This window comes from Desulforhopalus sp. IMCC35007, from assembly GCF_005116575.1.
GTDB lineage: Bacteria > Desulfobacterota > Desulfobulbia > Desulfobulbales > Desulfocapsaceae > Desulforhopalus_A.
The window spans coordinates 1-18,206 of sequence record NZ_SWCN01000001.1 but is presented as its reverse complement, the minus strand read 5'-3'; the positions used below and the strand labels follow the sequence as shown (position 1 = coordinate 18,206).

Annotated in this window: 13 protein-coding genes and 1 tRNA gene; 7 read left to right on the top strand and 7 right to left on the bottom strand. The window is 41.5% G+C overall.

Annotated features, from left to right (window positions below; all coding sequences use genetic code 11):
* Window positions 1-70: 70 nt before the first annotated feature.
* The 3 genes from secB to FCL48_RS00060 all read right to left on the bottom strand — a co-directional run bounded on the left by secB (window position 71) and on the right by FCL48_RS00060 (window position 3,992).
* Window positions 71-541: a protein-export chaperone SecB gene (gene secB, locus FCL48_RS00070; protein WP_136870195.1), complete on the bottom strand. Its 471-nt coding sequence runs from the start codon at window positions 539-541 to the stop codon at window positions 71-73.
* A gap of 115 nt (window positions 542-656) precedes the next feature.
* Entirely contained in the window at window positions 657-3,527 is a 2,871-nt protein-coding gene (uvrA, locus tag FCL48_RS00065) for an excinuclease ABC subunit UvrA (RefSeq protein ID WP_136870194.1), read from the bottom strand.
* Between the two features lie 33 nt (window positions 3,528-3,560).
* Window positions 3,561-3,992: a CoA-binding protein gene (locus FCL48_RS00060; protein WP_136870193.1), complete on the bottom strand. Its 432-nt coding sequence runs from the start codon at window positions 3,990-3,992 to the stop codon at window positions 3,561-3,563.
* Between the two features lie 212 nt (window positions 3,993-4,204).
* On the opposite strand from FCL48_RS00060, the gene glyQ reads away from it, so the two are divergent.
* Window positions 4,205-5,071, top strand: a complete 867-nt coding sequence (gene glyQ / locus FCL48_RS00055; protein WP_136870192.1) for a glycine--tRNA ligase subunit alpha — start codon at window positions 4,205-4,207, stop codon at window positions 5,069-5,071.
* Between the two features lie 333 nt (window positions 5,072-5,404).
* Here the strand turns inward: glyQ and FCL48_RS00050 are convergent.
* A tRNA-Sec gene (locus tag FCL48_RS00050) sits at window positions 5,405-5,502 on the bottom strand.
* A 215-nt stretch (window positions 5,503-5,717) separates the two neighbouring features.
* Here FCL48_RS00050 and FCL48_RS24870 point away from each other — a divergent pair.
* Entirely contained in the window at window positions 5,718-6,017 is a 300-nt protein-coding gene (locus tag FCL48_RS24870) for a hypothetical protein (protein ID WP_169309006.1), read from the top strand.
* Between the two features lie 133 nt (window positions 6,018-6,150).
* Here FCL48_RS24870 and FCL48_RS00040 read toward each other — a convergent pair whose 3' ends face one another.
* On the bottom strand, window positions 6,151-6,939 hold the full coding sequence (locus tag FCL48_RS00040) for a 1-acyl-sn-glycerol-3-phosphate acyltransferase (RefSeq protein ID WP_136870191.1): 789 nt from the start codon (window positions 6,937-6,939) through the stop codon (window positions 6,151-6,153).
* A 568-nt stretch (window positions 6,940-7,507) separates the two neighbouring features.
* Between FCL48_RS00040 and FCL48_RS00035 the strand changes: the two genes are divergently transcribed.
* The 3 genes from FCL48_RS00035 (at window position 7,508) to FCL48_RS00025 (ending at window position 11,029) form a co-directional block, all read left to right on the top strand.
* Window positions 7,508-9,079 (top strand): Wzz/FepE/Etk N-terminal domain-containing protein, encoded by a 1,572-nt coding sequence (locus tag FCL48_RS00035; protein ID WP_136870190.1) that lies wholly within the window; start codon window positions 7,508-7,510, stop codon window positions 9,077-9,079.
* 61 nt (window positions 9,080-9,140) lie between these two features.
* Complete coding sequence (locus tag FCL48_RS00030) at window positions 9,141-10,154, top strand: ExeA family protein (protein ID WP_136870189.1); 1,014 nt, start codon at window positions 9,141-9,143, stop codon at window positions 10,152-10,154.
* Window positions 10,155-10,162: 8 nt separating this feature from the next.
* Window positions 10,163-11,029 (top strand): polysaccharide biosynthesis tyrosine autokinase, encoded by an 867-nt coding sequence (locus FCL48_RS00025; RefSeq protein ID WP_136870188.1) that lies wholly within the window; start codon window positions 10,163-10,165, stop codon window positions 11,027-11,029.
* A gap of 74 nt (window positions 11,030-11,103) precedes the next feature.
* On the opposite strand, the gene FCL48_RS00020 is transcribed toward FCL48_RS00025, so the two are convergent.
* Window positions 11,104-13,386, bottom strand: a complete 2,283-nt coding sequence (locus FCL48_RS00020; RefSeq protein ID WP_136870187.1) for a tetratricopeptide repeat protein — start codon at window positions 13,384-13,386, stop codon at window positions 11,104-11,106.
* A gap of 270 nt (window positions 13,387-13,656) precedes the next feature.
* Here FCL48_RS00020 and FCL48_RS00015 point away from each other — a divergent pair, with 270 nt between their 5' ends.
* Both FCL48_RS00015 and FCL48_RS00010 read left to right on the top strand, forming a co-directional pair.
* Window positions 13,657-14,382, top strand: a complete 726-nt coding sequence (locus FCL48_RS00015; protein ID WP_136870186.1) for a polysaccharide biosynthesis/export family protein — start codon at window positions 13,657-13,659, stop codon at window positions 14,380-14,382.
* A 91-nt stretch (window positions 14,383-14,473) separates the two neighbouring features.
* The gene (locus tag FCL48_RS00010; protein ID WP_136870185.1) at window positions 14,474-16,114 is read left to right on the top strand and encodes a hypothetical protein; all 1,641 of its coding nucleotides are present in this window, start codon (window positions 14,474-14,476) and stop codon (window positions 16,112-16,114) included.
* Window positions 16,115-16,170: 56 nt separating this feature from the next.
* Here the strand turns inward: FCL48_RS00010 and FCL48_RS00005 are convergent, their stop codons facing one another.
* Window positions 16,171-17,493, bottom strand: a complete 1,323-nt coding sequence (locus FCL48_RS00005) for a TIGR03013 family XrtA/PEP-CTERM system glycosyltransferase (RefSeq protein ID WP_169309008.1) — start codon at window positions 17,491-17,493, stop codon at window positions 16,171-16,173.
* Between the last annotated feature and the right edge of the window lie 713 nt (window positions 17,494-18,206).

Here is an 18,206-nt window from a genome sequence, read left to right as displayed (position 1 = left end):
AAATAAAAAGAGGGGCGATAACACTTCATGTGTTATCACCCCTTTTTTTATTTTAAACTATGTATAACGATTAGTTGTTACTTGCTTCTTGTTTCTTCTGGGCATTTTGATACAGGGCCATAAAATTGACAGGTTCCATTAAGAAAGGTACGAAGCCACCATCAATCGACACCTGACTTACTACCTGCCTGGTGAAAGGGAAAAGCAATGTAGGACAATCTACCCCAAGAAGCATTTTCATGTGCTCTTGTGGAATATTTTTTAACATGAAAACAGCAGCATGCTCAATTTCAAGTATGAACAATACTTTAGCATCTTCTTTTGCGGATACCTTTGCCGTTATCTGCAGTGAGATTTCCCAATGATCATCGTTAATCTGCTTATTATTGAGTTGCAGGTTCACCTCAACTGCAGGGTCACCTTTCATTGTAGTAAACACCTCAGGAGCATTGGGGTTCTCAAATGACAAGTCCTTAATATACATCTTCTGCATCCGAAACTCAGGTCTTGCCGTGTTCCCTGCATCTGCCTTTTCAGCCATCTTAATCCTCTGTTTTGATTTTAGGTTATCGATTAGTCTTTCTTCTTCTACCTTAAAAGCTAATGGTCTTTTCAACCAAATATAAATTTAGGCAAATAGACTGTAAATATCGTTTTTATGCAACTATAGCGGCGATATTATCCTGATTATTCGTTAACAATATACCTTGTAAAAACTGACCGGTATAAGACTCAGAAATTTCTGCAAGCTCCTCCGGCCTGCCAACGGCCACAACCTCTCCCCCGCCATCTCCACCCTCTGGACCAATATCAATTACCCAGTCCGCTGTTTTCACCACGTCTAAATTATGTTCAATGACAACAACGGTATTTTTTTGATCAACCAACCTGTTTAAAACGTTTAAGAGATGCTGAATATCAGCAGGATGAAGACCAGTAGTCGGTTCATCAAGAATGTAGAGTGTATTACCACTGCTTCTTCCCGACAGTTCTTTTGCAAGTTTTATTCTCTGAGCTTCCCCACCAGAAAGAGTCACCGATGACTGCCCCAAAGAAATGTAAGACAAACCCACATCGTAAAGCGTCTGTAGGCGGTTGCTAATTGAAGGAACGTTTTTAAAAAATTCTAAGGCTTCCTCAACGGTAAGTCTCAATACTTCGTGAATATTAAGATCTTTATACTTGATCTCTAATGTTTCACTATTATATCGTCTACCTTTGCAGCTTTCACATTCGACATAAATATCAGGTAGGAAGTGCATTGCGATTTTATTTACACCTTCACCTTCGCACGCCTCACATCGACCACCTTTTACATTGAAGCTGAACCGACCAGGTTTATAGCCTCTTGAGCGTGATTCAGGAAGACGAGTAAAGAGATCTCGAATAGGGCCGAACACCCCAGTATATGTGGCAGGATTTGACCTGGGCGTTCTACCGATCGGACTCTGGTCGATGTCGATAATTTTATCGATCTGTCCTAACCCTGAAAGCGTGGTGTCGTTATCTGTATAACTCTCCCGCTTTTTGCGTACTCCAGCTTTAGCAAACTTAAACAAGGTTTCGATTACCAACGAACTTTTCCCTGAGCCTGAAACGCCTGTAACACATGTCATTGCTTCAAGCGGAAATGAAACATTAATGCCTTTGAGGTTATTGGTTCTACAATTTTTTAACCGGAGGTTATGTTTATCACCACTGTATATCCGCCGTCTCTTCACAGGAGGAGCAATAGACAACCGTCCAGAAAGATATGCACCTGTGACTGAGGTTTCGCTGTTGAGCAAGCCATTGATATCACCTGAGTAAACCACTTCCCCCCCATGAATTCCTGCACCAGGTCCCATATCAAGTATGTGATCAGCCGCAAGAATGGTATCCGTATCATGTTCTACAACAATCACGCTATTACCTAAATCTCTGAGTTCAAGCAGAGTATTTATCAACTTCTGATTATCTCTTTGGTGCAGACCTATCGATGGTTCATCAAGGATGTATAAAACTCCCGCCAATCGAGAGCCGATTTGCGAAGCGAGTCGAATTCGTTGCGCTTCACCACCAGACAATGTGCCTGCACGTCGCTCAAGACTGAGGTAACCTAGACCGACGTCTTCAAGAAAAGAGAGCCGATCAACGATTTCCTTAAGGATCGGCTCGCCAATTGTTCGTTCTCTTGTATTAAATGGCAGTAAAGGTAACACCTTGAGAAGCTGGCCAATAGACATGCATGTTAAGTCATAAATTGAGTACTCGCCAGCCTTTACAGAAAGAGCTTCTGGCTTCAATCTTGCGCCAGAGCAGAGAGGACAAAGCTGCTCATTCATATACTTACTGAGCTCTTCACGGATCATCGAGGATTGTGTCTCATGAAAACGCCTGTCGAGTTGCGGAATTACACCTTCAAAGCACTTAACAGAAGACATGACCCGACGCCCTTTTTGATAGTGAAATTCAATCTCGGTATTACCGGAGCCAAAAAGAAATACGTCCTGAACTTTAGTGTCCAGCTCCATGAAAGGTGTATCAAGCGATACCTTAAAATGTTTTGCCACGGACTCTAGCATGTGTCCGTAGTAGGACTCTTCCTTACGCCACCCCCATGGAGCTATCGCTCCTTCCCGTATAGACTTTGAATCGTCTGGAACGACAAGATTCGGATCGAAAAACTGTTTTACGCCCAGCCCCCCACACTCGGCGCAAGCTCCCTGAGGGTTGTTGAACGAAAAAAGTTGAGTTGATATCGGAGGCAACGAGATACCACAGCTGTGACAGGCTGCAAGCTCGCTGAACAATTGTTCTTTATTATCATCTGGGTAATACGCAAGCAAAAAACCTTCAGTTAATTTTACTGCCGTCGAGACTGAATCAGATAAGCGCCGTCTTCCAGAGCTATTTATCACCAGCCGATCGACCACCACTTCTATTGTGTGCTTCTTGTTTTTTTCAAGAGCTCCAACATCATCTGCATGCAAGATCTCTCCATCAATACGAACTCGGACGAAACCTTCTTTTCGAATGCGCACAAGCAACTGTTCGTGTCGCCCTTTACGCTCTGTGACAAGAGGGGCAAGAAGAATAACTTTCTTGCCTTCTGGTAGTTGCATAAGCGTATTGACCATATCCTCAATGGACTGCGCAGCTATTTCATTGCCACACTGATGGCAATGCGGACGTCCGCACCGTGCGTACAACAGCCTGAGGTGGTCGTAAATTTCAGTTACAGTACCAACCGTTGATCGTGGATTTTTACTTGTTGTTTTCTGTTCAATCGACACCGCCGGAGATAGTCCTTCTAAAGAATCAACATCCGGCTTATCCATCTGGCCAAGAAACTGCCTTGCATAGGTCGACAGTGACTCAACGTACCGCCGCTGCCCTTCTGCGTATAGGGTGTCAAAGGCAAGTGTCGACTTCCCTGACCCCGAAAGCCCTGTAAAAAGAACCAACTGATTGCGCGGCAGGTCTACATCAATATTCTTCAAATTATGCATCCGCGCACCACGGATGGATAGAGTTTTTGGTTCCATGTATTTTTTACTGTGGGAAGCGTGAAAGGAAAACTACATCTTCACAAGATTTTGATGATCAACTTTGATACAACGATCCATTACAACAGTGATTCCATGCTCTTTAGCAAGAGCTGCGGCGTCATGATTTACAATACCTTGCTGCATCCAAATTGCTCTGGGAAGTCTGGGCATACGTAGTGCTTGCTGTACCACCTCAAGCACATCTGTTGATTTTCGAAATATGTCTACAATATCAACAGGCTTTTTAAGTTCTGTAAGATCCGAATAACAAACCAACCCAAAAATCTCACGCTGTCCTGGGTTCACAGGATATACAGTATATCCGTTTTCCAGTAGGTAGCGACCAACCATATTGCTCGGTCTCTGCTCCTTTGGGGACAGGCCAACAATGGCAATAGATGTGCTCTCAGTCAGCAAACGAGTAAGTAATGTGTTTTCTTCTAAGGAATACAAAGATTGCATAAAGTTTTTCTCACTAATTATCGACAAATACGTCTTTAGACGTTAGAGCAATTTTTGCTCCAAATAAGAAGATATAATGAGGAGCCCATAGACAAAAGTCAAGATACCAATTATATAAGTAGTCCATATTAAAAACCCATTATGCAAGCATATTTATCGTTCAGGAACAGACAACAAATCCTGATCAATCTAGTTCTACAAGGGGAAATTCGATGAATTTTCAAGATATTATTTTTGAACTTAGTACTTATTGGGCAGATCAAGGCTGTCTTATACAACAACCATATGATAACGAAGTCGGGGCTGGTACATTTCATCCTGCAACACTTTTACGGGCGCTTGGCCCAGAACCCTGGAAAGCGGCGTACCCTCAGCCATCCAGACGCCCCACGGACGGAAGATATGGAGCCAATCCCAATCGATTACAACATTACTACCAGTACCAGGTGGTTTTGAAACCTTCCCCTATCGAAGTCCAGGAGCTTTACCTTGGCAGCCTCAAACGTTTTGGTCTGGATCTTCTGGATCACGATATTCGTTTTGTTGAGGATGATTGGGAATCTCCAACTCTTGGAGCCTCTGGCCTGGGGTGGGAAGTGTGGCTTGATGGTATGGAAATAACTCAATTCACATACTTCCAACAGGCAGGTTCTATTGATCTTTACCCGACTACAGTTGAAATCACCTATGGCCTCGAACGAATCGCCATGTACCTTCAAGGCGTTGAAAGTGTCTATGACATTAAGTGGAACGACCAGGTCACCTATGGAGAGATATTTCACCAGGCGGAAGTGGAATTTTCCACATTCAACTTTGAAGAAGCCAATGTACCAAAACTGTTACATTTTTTTGACAGCTATGAAGAAGAAGCTCTCAAACTTGTGGCGAACAACCTTATTCTGCCAGCCTATGACTATTGTCTGAAATGTTCGCATACCTTCAATCTCCTTGATGCGAGAAAAGCTATAAGCGTCAATGAACGGACTCGGTATATTGGACGTATCAGAAATATCGCGAGAAAAGTAGCCGAAGCCTATGTCGTTCAGCGAGAAGAAATGGGGCACCCGCTTATCAAGTAATCAACACCACACAACAGGCCGATTACTGCCAAGACGATAATCGGCCTGCGAATACCCCTGAACTCTTCTTGTCATTCCATTATATTCTAAAGAGTAGACACAGTTCGATTTATACCTTTCTCCATATCAAATTTATTGCAATAGGAAAAAAATCACTGCAAAGGCATATTATTTTGATTTTTTCAGCAAAAAACCAATTATCGGAGATGGTCGAGAAATGACGGTAACTATGGAGTTTGGCCTTATAGAAGTAAAAAATGATTAAAAAACTGGAAAAGCAGAACGTCCTATTGAGGAGGTGATTTGAACAGAGAATTGATTTTGATAACAAAATGGCGGAAGTGCATGGGAATCGAACCCACCTAACGGGCTATTAACCCGCTACACCGGATTTGAAGTCCGGGAAAGCCACCAGTGCCCTATCCACTTCCGCTGAGACAACTATAAAAAAGAATTTATTATACTATTAAGACTTGAGCTTGAAAACAATTTTTTAATATATTAGTATGAAATAGTTAATTAATGAGCAAAATCACTATATTTTATTCTTTTATCTAAAACTGAGGATCCTTCCTACCCATATATGCAGTGCGATAGACTAATTAAACAAATAAAATCCTGGTACATACACGTCAAAGACGAAACCATGGCTCCAGCTCGCATGGTTTCTTTTATGGAGCGACATATTGAAACATGTGACGTGTGTTTGAATGACCCCGACCTCAAAGAAGAGGTTGCCAAAATTACAGAACTGATACTTCCAGAATCCAAAATTCCTAAAGCCGTTCGACAACAAAATAGCGACACAGAACCCGACGACGAAGAGGATGAGGAAGAAGTAGAAGATGAGGTTGAAGACGACGAAGAAGAGGTTGAATCAATCGACGATGACGAGGAGGACGAAGAGGACGAACTCGGAATTGATGACGGTGATCCTCTGTCATAAACACCTCACTTAAATCCCTCAATATACTACGAGCAATTATTCCTGTTCATATAATTGCTCGTATCAATATACATTTTCACGCCGGTACTCTTTCCACTTTTCTCTGTTGAATTACAGTATGACCTTAATTCTTTCATCCCCCAGTTTCTTCCCATTCCGCTAACTTCGAACTGATAAATTTATTGATCTGCTCCTGTTCGTTATCACCTTTTCCTGTAATCTCAAGAGGCGGTCCAAATGAGAAATAAGCGGTTTTACTCAAGTTGAGACGACCAAAATCTTTTATTTTCCTCCCATTTTCCCAACAATCTGTTTTTAACGCCAAAGGTATAATTGTTATACCAGATTTTTTCGCCAACTTGACACCTATAGTACTCATCTGACTTGGGTCAAAGCTGTGTGCACGTGTCGTCTGGGGAAAAACAATCACTGAAATATCATTTTCTATCCTATCAACGCCTTCACTCAAGACGGTTTTCAAATCCTGTCGAGGATTTGTTCGAGTTACGGCAATTGGATTTCTAGACCGCATGACATATTTAAAAACAGGATAGTTTAAAAGATCTTCTTTGACGACAAAAGTTAAAGGCTTTATCGGCTGGACAATCCCTGGTAAAATTAAAGTTTCCATCATACTCATATGATTACCAACTATGATCACTGGGCCGACAGTATTTTTCACATTGTCAATGCCCGAAACATCCAGTCGGATACCCACTTTCTCAAGTGATCTCAAGACGGCATAACTACTCTTGACCCAATCGTCATTGCCATAGACACCTTTGTGGGCTGCCCTGCTGGCCTTAATCACTATAAAGATAAGGGTACAATAAAAAGTAAAGGTTGGAAACAACCTTGCAAACAGAGACAGCTTTCGAGCAGGGCTTTGATAGCTATTATTTTCAAAAATTAAATTTTGCATAGTACACAGTAAAAATGTTAGAAATTGATAAAAAAGAAAGTCCTGAAACTATCACACAAAGATAGTTCTTTTCAACATTCATATTTAAACCGCTATGAAATTATCTAATATCAGGTAGCAAATAGAAACCATCTATACGCATTAGGCTACACAGCCACTTTTCCTTTTTTAAGGAAATGCCCCTTAGGTTTCCGTTTTGCAGGAAATATTTATTTTTGATATAAATATTCTGTTCTTAATATTCTGCCATTAACGTAGTACAATGAGTCATTATGACATCAAAGAAAGCAGCTTGATAAAAATATAGAGAGAGTTCTCCTCTACTAACTCCCATTGATATGGAGAAATTGCTCAAATTCACGACAGTGAATCTGGCAATAAAATCAAAAAATCAGTGCTAATCAGGCATAAAACATGCAATAACGCAAGATATGCATTATTTAACCAATCAGTCTTTCATGCAGCTAATCGATAAATATTTGAAATTGGCATTAATCTCCCATACGCTCGACACAAATACGCGTTCCTGTTCCTATCTATAGAAAAAATCTTGGAGTCTGACAACTTAATGGAAACACAATTACCTCAAGGTATTAGTATAAATCAAATGGTTGATGTAATTCTCCGCAGAAAAACAATAATAGTCAGCTGCCTCCTTATCGGCATAACTCTTGGCTTAGCAGTATACCTTACTCAACCTAAAGTTTATCAAGGAACTGCTCTCCTGAGCTATCAACAAACAAAAATCAATCCCGCGCGGATGTCCCCGGACGAGCAGGCTCAAATTAGAGATATTGTTTCAACGCTGTCAGAAATAGTTACAAGTAGAACCAATCTTGAAAAAGTGATTACCAATGAAGGTCTCTACACGAAACTATTAGAAACCTTCCCCATGGAAGATGTGATACTGCAGATGCGAAAACATATCAGCATCACACCTTCTCGCAGGGGAGACACATTTGTAGTCACATATGACAGCGCCGACCTCAACAAAGTTGCCAGAGTAACAAATACCCTCGCCTCTAATTTCATTGAAGAAAACATGAAATACCGAGAAGACAAAGCGACAGAAACTTCTACCTACACCCAGGATGAACTGGATATGGCAAAGGTCATTCTCGATCGAAAAGAAGCTATAATGAGGGATTATAAGTTAAAGCATTACAATGAGATGCCGGAACAACGGATAGCCAATATGTCACGACTTGCTTCTCTACAGACTCAATATCAAAGCAAACAAGAGTCGATACAGGAACTTGAACGAACTCGGGTTCTTATAAGAGACCAGATTGAGGTCCGCAAACAAATATTGGCTGGTTTAACCAATAGCTCTTCCATATCTCCAGACAATCAACCTGTTTCTGCAGAAACTGACCATATGAAATTGGAAAGATTGCAAAAAACCCTCGCCTTATCTCAAGAACGTTACACCGATCAACATCCTAAAATAAAAAGCCTCAAAAAGAAAATTGCTTTTCTAGAAAAACTTACAGCGAATAAACCCGAAGCCCAAGTGCTTGCCGGGCAAACAGGATCAAACAATTTCGACGCAACCCTTTTTGATTTGCAATCCGAAATAAAAGGTATTCAACTCAGTATAGACAAGATCAATAAGGAAAAAAAAGACACGCAAGCTCTCATCGATCAGTATGAACAATGGGTTGGAGCATCACCTGTACGTGAAGCAGAATGGTCTGCCCTCACACGTGAATACGGGGAGTTAAAACGACACTATGATTTTTTAGTATCTCAAAATCTGCAGGCTGGCTCGGCTCTGCATCTCGAACAGAAACAAAAAGGCAGTCAGTTTAAAATCGTAGACCCTGCACGAACACCACTCAAACCTATCAGTCCTGACTTTATAAAAATAATGGGAGTTTTTCTCCTTGCTGGAGCTGCACTTGGGGGTGGCATTGTTGCAGCACTGGAATTCCTGAATAATTCGTTTAGAGATCCAGTAAGACTTTCCCAGGTTTTTGATTTAGAAGTTATCTGTTCCGTTCCGCATTTATCACTTAAAAAGGAAAATGTCAGGACACGAATAATAACAACCGCTGGAGTTATATTTTATCTCAGTTGGACTGTAGGCCTTATGTTAGCAATTTACTACCTTATACAACGTGGCTTAATAGTTCTGTAATTTTACCATTTAGATTAATTTAACCATAACTCTCCTCTCAACATTCAACTAACGGCAACCAATGTATCGTAAGTATTATGGCTTAATACAAAAACCATTTGAACTTGCTCCGGTAGGAGGACGCGTTTACCTTAGTGAAAGTCATCGCGAGGCGCTTGCCACTTTACGCTATGGAGTCATTGCAAACAAAGGATTTCTTCTACTCACAGGCGGTGTAGGTACAGGAAAGACAACAGTTTTAAACACCCTGCTCGGAATGGTTAGAGACAAGATAAAGGTATGTGTCCTCAATAATCCGACTCTGAGCAAACATGAATTTTTCTCTTACCTGTCAGGCTCCCTTGGTATCCCATATAAAAAGAACAAAGGCGACTTCATTCTTGATTTCGCAAGCTTTCTAAAAAATTATGAAGAAGAAGGGGGAAAAGTACTACTGATAATTGACGAAGCTCAGGCGTTTCCAATTAATTTACTCGAAGAGATACGGTTACTCTCCAATCATGCAGGGGAAAAAAACGCCTTAAGTATATTTCTCATCGGTCAGCCTGAGTTACAGGAAAAGCTAGCAGACCCCCTGCTCCTTCCTCTTAGGCAGCGAATTGGCATTCGTCATCATCTGGAACCACTCACCGAGCAAGACACTGCTCAGTACATTGTTTACCGTCTCAATAAAGCGGGGGCTGTCAATAGTGCATTGTTTGATAGTGGTGCCACTAACCTCATCCACAAAGAAAGCAGAGGTAACCCTCGGCTTATAAACATAATTTGTGATCATGCTCTGATTTCTGGATTTAATCAGGACCTCAATCACATTGACAAAACAATCATTGAAGACTGCATCAAAGAGATTAAACTGGCTGGAGAGAAAAGATTACAAGCGTCGGATACAAACAAATCCCCCCAATCCAACAGAAAATTATTTGGAAAAGATTCCAACATTTCAATTCTCACTGCTACTATATTAATTTTGTTCGTTTTATCCGTTACGGGTTTAATCTTATATGAATTTGTCCCCGAGCAATGGTGGCAGCGCATCGTCGAACTAACGTCTCCAATTTTAGATACATTTAAATAGGTAAAAAAATGGGTAAATTTTCCAAAACCCTCGAGAAAGCAAATCAACACAAAAACGTGCAAAATAACGCTGAAAGCTGGCTTGAGCCTGAAACAGTGAACCTCCCTACCGCTTCGATAACAGATACACTGACCGCTGGCACATCACTCTCCTCAGATTCGCCTGTGGGAAAATGGGATGAGCGGCTCTTTAAAGCGATAAATGAAGATTCCGCAATACCAGAGATTTTCAAGCTGTTACGATCCAAAATACTCCATCCGAAAGCTGGGAGTAAAAATATAAAAACCGTAATGGTTACTTCCGCAGTACCCAGAGAAGGTAAAAGCTTCATAACTGCAAATCTTGGCATTTCGCTTGCTCAAGGACTCGACCAACACTCTCTATTGGTTGATTGCGACCTCAGAAAACCAACATTGTCTCGATTACTAGGCCTCAACCAGATGTACGGTCTCGTTGACTACCTTAAGGAGGATATGGACCTACCAGAGCTGATAACCAAAACCTCCATGAATAAATTATCAATTCTTCCAAGTGGTAGACCTCCCCTGAATCCTTCGGAACTCCTGAGTTCATCACGCATGAAAGACCTCGTAACTGAATTATCGAGAAGGTACGACGATCGAATCATTATCTTCGATTCTCCACCTGTTATGGTTGCTGCTGAATCTGGAGTTTTAGCAGGGTTGGTCGACACCATAATTCTTGTTGTCAGAGAAGGGCTGGCACAAAAAACTGAGATTCAGAAGACTATTGACGCCATCGGCAAAGACAAGATTTTGGGACTAGTCTACAACGACCAGACAGAACATTTCCTTAACAAAGTCTATTCCACAAGTTATGGTTATTACCAGCACACTGAAGCTGATAATCATTAAAATGGTGTAGTGATACAGTCAACCGAGACACATTTAAGAAGAGTTAGACATGTCTCGGTGGCAACTATCAGAAATCATCCTTTTTTCAATTCAGCCAGGAGGTTTTCTGCGTCAATTCGCTCAGCAAATTCTTTTTTGCCGGCCACCAAAGGCTCAAGAGTTTTGATAGCTTTTTCCTTTTCATTATTACCCACTAGAGCCAAGGCAAGGTGATAGGCCATAGTCGGATTATCAGGAAGGCCTTTAAGTGCCTGTTCAAATTGCGTGATAGCCAGTGAGTAAGATTGCCTTTTATAGTGAACCCAACCGAGAGTATCTGCAATTACAGGGGAATCAGGACTAGCCTGCTTTGCACGCATCGCAAGCATCAACGCCTCACCAAGGTCACCCGCAGGATCTGACGCAATCAACCAGGCCAGATTGTTAGCCGCAGGAGCAAAGTTCTCCTGAATCTTGAGAACTTCTCTATAATGCTCCACCGCCTTTACCGTATCGCCTTTTGCCTGCAACAAATCGGCTATACTCATCTGGGCAGGCAAGGACCGAGGTTGCTTCTCAAGTATTACCTGATAGAGCTCCATTGCCTCATTTATTTTATCCATTTGACGAAGTAATTTTGCCTCTGCAAAAAATGCGTTAATATCATCAGGAGACAAACTTTGTGCTTGTTTATATGCCTGCAATGCATCATCATATTTCGATTGCCTACTAAAAACATCTCCTAGTAACAGGTACAATTTGTCATTTTCCGGTGCTTGCTCAATTTGTTGCTGCACAAACGCTTCAGCAGCCGGATAATCTTTTTTATATTTAGAATCGAGCAAAAGTGACACTGCCTTAACATTTCCTGGATGAGAGTCGAGAAGAGAGATAAGAGTTTTCTCTCCTTCTTCTTTTTGGCCCGCACCTAAATACGCTACTGCAAGATTGCCTAAAATTTCAACATTACCAGCAACCTGGCTATTCATGTTGCTGAGTAGTGAAATCGCTTGATCGTAGCGCTTCAAGTCGACTAGCGCCCGGCTTAGAATAAGAGCTGAACGAATATTTTTAGGATTCAACCGCAAAGCACTCACTGCCTCTTCTTGCGCATTTTCAAACTCCCCCTGAGTTTGAAATATTTGCGCCATGAGCGTATGATACTTTGCGCTTTTACCGTATTTGTCGATTGCACTTGAAACTGCACTTTGTGCCAGGTCAACATCCCCTAAACTATAGTGTGCCAAGCCAAGGTAAAAATAGGGTTCCCCCCAATTCGGGAAATCCTTATTGAGCTCCTGCATGAGGGTGATGGCCTCTCTTGTTTTTCCATCCTTCATCAAAAAACGAGCTTGAAGCAGCTTAGCGCCACCATGCCCCTTACTTTTACTCTCCAATTTTTCAAGAAGTACTTTGGTTTCCTCAAATTTCATCTGATCAAAATAAAGGGTTGCGAGCGCTGCTGTCAGGTCAGCATTATCCTCCATAGCCGAGAGCCCGTCGGATAGAACCTTTTCTGCTTCAGTATCTTGATTGTTTTCCCGGTAATACTCTGCAAGTTGCAATCTGTAGCGAGGATTATCAGGAGCCATCCCTATGAGTTTGTGCAATTCTTCAACGAAGAGCTTTTTGTCCCCAATACTTTGATAAAAATTTGCGAGCAACTGATGAACCAGCGCATTTTCAGGAAACTGCACTATCATGTCATCGAGTAATTGTTTAGTTTTTTCTTTATCCTGATTTTTTTGATAGAGAAGAAGAAGAGTCCGGTAATTGTTCAAGTCATCCTTACCAAGTGAAACCGCTTTCAAAAAAGCTTCTTCTGCAAGCTCCCAATTCTCTTGAGCAGCAAAGATTCTGCCTTTGAGGTTTTGTAACTCCGCAGAGGTTTCTACATCAGCTCCGATTTTATCGAGAACCGTCATGGATTCTGCATAATTTCCTTCTACCAACTCAAGGTTCGTCAGAAGGATCAAAGCGTCGCGATTATTAGGTTCTTTGCTAAGAATATGATCTATCCGTTTCCGACTTTCTTCTTTTTGTCTGTTATACAGGTAAAACTGTGCGACTCGAAGGCTTGCGTCAAGATTTTCAGGCTGAAGATCTGCAGCTCTCAACAGGGAATCAAAAGCTTTTTTCGGCTGTTTTTCTTCTAGGTAGAGTAGCCCCAGCTGATAGTGAGCATCTCCATATTTGGCATCAATCTGCAACGCATTGAGCAGTTGTAGAATAGCGGCTTGAGTCTCATTTTTTTTTACATACTCAAGCGCGCTTTGGTAATACTCCACTTTATCTTTTTCGGGAGAAGAGCAGGAAATAATCATACTCATACAAAAAACGAGGAAAATTAATTTAAACGTGTTTGTTAATATGCCCATACTGTTACCTTAATTGTTAATATATCAACCGAGTTATTAAACGGAACTGATTCTCTATACAAGAAACAACACATCCATGTTATAAGCAACAATTATGCACAAACAAACGAACAGGCCACCATTTTTTTTAGAATAAATGCCTGCATGTGTAGGTCAGACAGTGACAAAACAGAATAAATATGATTTTATATGATTTTCCTTTCTTTGTAAGGGAAAGAGGTATTTCAAATATACTAACGAGAAAACTAACAGTACATCAGGAGATGTTCAATGATCAGACTTCTTTTAGTTGTTCAATTTTTGTTTCTCACGCTCAATACTTCATTCGTTTTTTCAGCTCAGTCCAGTGCGGATGTCACAGTGTCACCTGAGCAAAAGAAATCCGCCTTAGCTAAAATACTCGGCTCCAAAACGTTACAGTCACAATCCAACGATGAATACATCATTGGTCATGGAGATATCCTCACCGTCAGTATTTTTGAGGAAGGTGACATGTCTGTATCAGCACCCATAACTGCAGGAAGAGATGATCAAGCAACCGACGCACCTCGCTCTGCCGGTGTAGGCACCCCAGTGATGATGGATGGGCGTATTTCGCTAAAAAATATTGGTGACGTTGAGGTTGTTGGACTGACACTGACAGAGCTTGCAGACTATCTCAAAACACTATACTCAGTGATATATGATGATCCTATTATCACAACAACTTTGGCCCAAAGCAACAGCCTGCGTTACACCGTGATGGGTGAGGTGACCGCACCCGGGATTTTCTTTCTCGACTACCCAATGAGCCTGGTACAGGTAGTCGCTCGAGCAGGGGGTTTTACAGAGTGGGCAGGTAGAAAAATCACCGTTGTGCGAGAAAATATCAAGCAAGAAAACAAATCAGTTTTTAAAGGAAACACCTTAGTTTTTGACTACGATGATTTCATTTCCGGCAAATCCCTCAACAAAAATGTTTTGGTTCAAGCCAGCGATATCATTATCGTAGATTAGTACCAGAAGTAGATATTCAGACCTCGGGCTAAAATACATTATGGTGACGAGCAACTCCTTATCACCCAATCATCCGACTGCGGAGCAAATCATGGTCTCTCCAAATTGTACTGCAATAATTTTCATTTTATTAACGGCTTTCTGTTGGAATAACTCTGCTTATTCCCGGCAGAATATTGTTATTGGGGAGATTTCAACCGGATATGATTTTGCTGAACGCAAATATGATGATAATGACAATGAAGTCACAACCGAAGTGACCGTCCCAGCAGGCCAGAACACTGATTCAAACCTTGCAGAAGCTGAAAACGTGGTAACAGATGATCTCGGCCCAAATGAAACTGATGAAGGTGATGTACGTCGATGGATTATAACGCCCAGAATTCGAATTTCCAGCCAAGGAATCAACGATCTTCTGGAATTCACCTACGCGCCGACCTTGTACTACGAGGAACTTGAAAGCGATACTGATATGGGCCACGATCTAAATCTGCTGGCCGAAAAATCTTTCACCAGAAACTGGAGTTTCTATGCGAGTGACAACTATTATTACGGAGATGACGCCGTTGAAGATGCACTGTTAAGTAGTTCAGCGATCATACCAGGTACAGACGAAACCGAAGACGAACAAACAATCGGCGCCGAGCAGGCAGAAGGAACAGACCAATCACTCAGAGAACAAAATGAACGACATGAGTACTGGCGTAACACTTTGGATATCGGAACCGACTACACGTATGCCCAGGATTCTGTGGTTGGATTAGGATATACATTTGGAGTGCTACGCAATATCAGTGATGACGAAGACGGTTACCAAGATTATGATCGACACGAAGGCACAGGAAGACTGTCATATCGTTTCAACCGCTCCTGGCAGATGGAAACTCAAGTGGGATATGTCAAGGGAATCTATGAGCCTACTGAAATCACATTCATTCAGCCAGAAATCATTCAAGTGCCGGTGGAAGATGAAAGTGATGAAGAGGAAGGGATGGAAACAGAGTATGAGGAACAAACGGTCTATAATCAGAGCGAGGAGGAGTTTAGTGATGATCTGGAGGAATATCAGTTTCTTTTACAGCTCAATTATGACTGGCGGACACATGATCGCCTCTTTAGCCTGTACTCCTATGATGCAACAGATTACGAATCAGTATTGAGAGAAGATGCTGCTATTCACGAAATTACCTTAGGTTGGAGCCATGACTTTAGTAGAGCCCTGCACATGACCCTCTCCGGTGGTCCTAGCTTCGCGACCTATGATGAACGCTCAACTGATACCGGATATAATGCATATGCTGGATTGATCTGGGATTTTCAACATGCATCGTTGACAGCAAACAGCTCATACGGATATGAATTTGATAATTTTGATGGTGACAGAACCGGATTGAGCCAAACATGGCGATCAGAACTCGGTTACTCTTATCAATTTTCCCCACAACTCTCTCTATCCTTATCCACCGGCTATGAAAGAAGTGATAACGAAGAACCTTTAGCAACAACTGTACTTCTCAACCTTGAAGGCGAGGACACCACAGATGACAATGTAACTGAATACACAGAGGAGTCATATGATGTAGGTCTGACGCTCAGCTACAATTTCCTGCGCTGGTATACAGTTTCTGCATCCTACCGCTACGCAGATTATCAGTCAGAAATTGATCGCGATTACGATGAGCATAGAGTATATCTTACCCTCTCTGCTTCAAAGGAGATCTTTCGCTGGTAGTCAGAATATTGGTTCAGTGTGTATTGGAGATGCCCAATACACACTGAACCAATATATTATCGCCCCCCCTTCCCAAACAGCACGGTCTTCACGGTATAAAAAATAACCAAAAGATCCAGAGCTATTGAGTTATTTTTAATATAAAAAAGATCATATTCCAACTTCCGCAGAGCATCCTGTTTCGAAGCACCGTACGGATAACTCACCTGAGCCCAGCCAGTAATACCCGGTTTAACCACATGCCGAATACCGTAATACGGAATTTCCTCAACTAATTGATCTACAAATACTTGTCGCTCCGGCCTTGGTCCGACCAGGCTCATCTCCCCTTTTAATACATTCCAGAGCTGGGGCAGTTCGTCTATGCGAACTTTACGTATAAAGCCACCAAATCTTGTGACCCTGCTATCATTTTTCTGAGCCCACACAGCCCCATCTTTTTCGGCATCCTGGCCCATCGACCGAAATTTAATAACCTTAAAGGGTACATTCCCCTCACCAACCCTTTCTTGCAGATAAAAAACTGGCCCGGGACTCTCTAATTTGATAATTATTGCTGAAACAAGCATTACAGGGGCGTTCAAAAAAAGCAATCCACCGCTGAGTACCACATCCACCAACCGCTTCACCAAATAACGCCACCGACTGATTACTGTAAAACCATCTGAGAAGACAATCCAACTCGGATCCACCTTCTCCACCATTATCTTACCTGTAATTCGCTCATAAAAGGGTACTCCTTGCTCTACTATCGTGCCGGCTAACTTACATTTCAACAAGGTCCGAATAGGTGTGCCACCTCTTTTGTCGTCTGGCGCTACAATAATTCTCTGGATTGTCGTGAGAGGTAAAATATTTTCAACATCCTCTATTTTTTTAAAAACAGGAACATGATAAGGATTGTAGATGGGAGAACTATCACCGACAAAAGCAAGTATTCGATAAACAGAATTATGCCGTCCCTCAATTTCTTTTGCTATCTCACTTGCCAACTCTCCTGTACCAATGAGCACAAGATCCTGAGCAAACATCCTTCTTCGTAAAATCCGGTGGTAAAAATACCTGTAAAACAGCAATGAAAAACTAACAAGTACATAGCCCGTCCAAAAAATATAGGTGTTTATCCACAGATACGGGAAAATATAATACAAGAGACCAAGCAAAATACAACCTACCCCGAACGCCTGCGTCAATCGAATTGCATTATCCAACATACTGAGATCCTGCCGCATTTCATACATATCAAAAAAATAGAGGCACAGCTGAAATACAGAAGTGACAAGCAGCGCTTGACTGCAATAAAGTGCAATCTGGCTGATAAATTGATTCATCCCTACAAAAATCAAACATGAGAACAATATCGAGGAGAAAATCATCATTCCCTCTCCAAGAAAAAACAAGACATCTCGTAGTGGATAGTATTTGTTGAAAAAATATGGCATATTCAATAAGAAAATTAGATGTTGAGGATTACAGCACGATCGTTACTGTTTGGCTTACCTGATCCTCTTTGTCATTGAATTTACAATCAAAATGTCAGGTTAAAATTTATCACATTCAGACTCTAATTACTAAGCTATGCTTGTATTTTTCTGCTTGATGTACTTAAGTAAAAGCTATTTTAACGAACTCTCGTGGAAAACTTTTAACTGAATATATATACAAGCCTTCGTGTCTATGTCAATATTTCCGATTGTAATCATTTCTTCTATGGTCAGTAGGAGAGATTTCTGTGTAGTGTCAATTCTTTTGTGTGAAATTATCTCAAGCCAATTTCTTCAAGAACGGCAAGTTCTTTCGCTCTTTTGCAATAGGGTTTGATCGCCAATGTACGGTAGGTGTCAAGATAGTTTTCGCCTTATTTGCTCATTTACAAAGATTAATTTGGCATCCTTGTAATAATCCGCTTCAGCAAAAGCCAACTCTTCCGACGAACATCCAGTTGGGGCCCATTCTCAGAGTTGCCTTTTACTTCCGCTCACCACTGTGCTTAAATTGCATCACATAAAAGAGTAATACTTCCTTTTATGCAGCAATTTTATCCTCACTATTTTCAGGTGCCTGATTTACAGGATTAAGCTCAACAGCTGTT

What these genes read in the sequence shown, in the direction of transcription:
- FCL48_RS00040 (WP_136870191.1), bottom strand. Translation starts at nt 6,939, where the DNA reads ATGCAAAATTTAATTTTTGAAAATAATAGCTATCAAAGCCCTGCTCGA.
- FCL48_RS00025 (WP_136870188.1), top strand. Translation starts at nt 10,163, where the DNA reads ATGGGTAAATTTTCCAAAACCCTCGAGAAAGCAAATCAACACAAAAAC.
- FCL48_RS24870 (WP_169309006.1), top strand. Translation starts at nt 5,718, where the DNA reads ATGGCTCCAGCTCGCATGGTTTCTTTTATGGAGCGACATATTGAAACA.
- glyQ (WP_136870192.1), top strand. Translation starts at nt 4,205, where the DNA reads ATGAATTTTCAAGATATTATTTTTGAACTTAGTACTTATTGGGCAGAT.
- FCL48_RS00035 (WP_136870190.1), top strand. Translation starts at nt 7,508, where the DNA reads ATGGAAACACAATTACCTCAAGGTATTAGTATAAATCAAATGGTTGAT.
- FCL48_RS00020 (WP_136870187.1), bottom strand. Translation starts at nt 13,386, where the DNA reads ATGGGCATATTAACAAACACGTTTAAATTAATTTTCCTCGTTTTTTGT.
- FCL48_RS00010 (WP_136870185.1), top strand. Translation starts at nt 14,474, where the DNA reads ATGGTCTCTCCAAATTGTACTGCAATAATTTTCATTTTATTAACGGCT.
- FCL48_RS00005 (WP_169309008.1), bottom strand. Translation starts at nt 17,493, where the DNA reads ATGATGATTTTCTCCTCGATATTGTTCTCATGTTTGATTTTTGTAGGG.
- FCL48_RS00030 (WP_136870189.1), top strand. Translation starts at nt 9,141, where the DNA reads ATGTATCGTAAGTATTATGGCTTAATACAAAAACCATTTGAACTTGCT.
- secB (WP_136870195.1), bottom strand. Translation starts at nt 541, where the DNA reads ATGGCTGAAAAGGCAGATGCAGGGAACACGGCAAGACCTGAGTTTCGG.
- FCL48_RS00015 (WP_136870186.1), top strand. Translation starts at nt 13,657, where the DNA reads ATGATCAGACTTCTTTTAGTTGTTCAATTTTTGTTTCTCACGCTCAAT.
- FCL48_RS00060 (WP_136870193.1), bottom strand. Translation starts at nt 3,992, where the DNA reads ATGCAATCTTTGTATTCCTTAGAAGAAAACACATTACTTACTCGTTTG.
- uvrA (WP_136870194.1), bottom strand. Translation starts at nt 3,527, where the DNA reads ATGGAACCAAAAACTCTATCCATCCGTGGTGCGCGGATGCATAATTTG.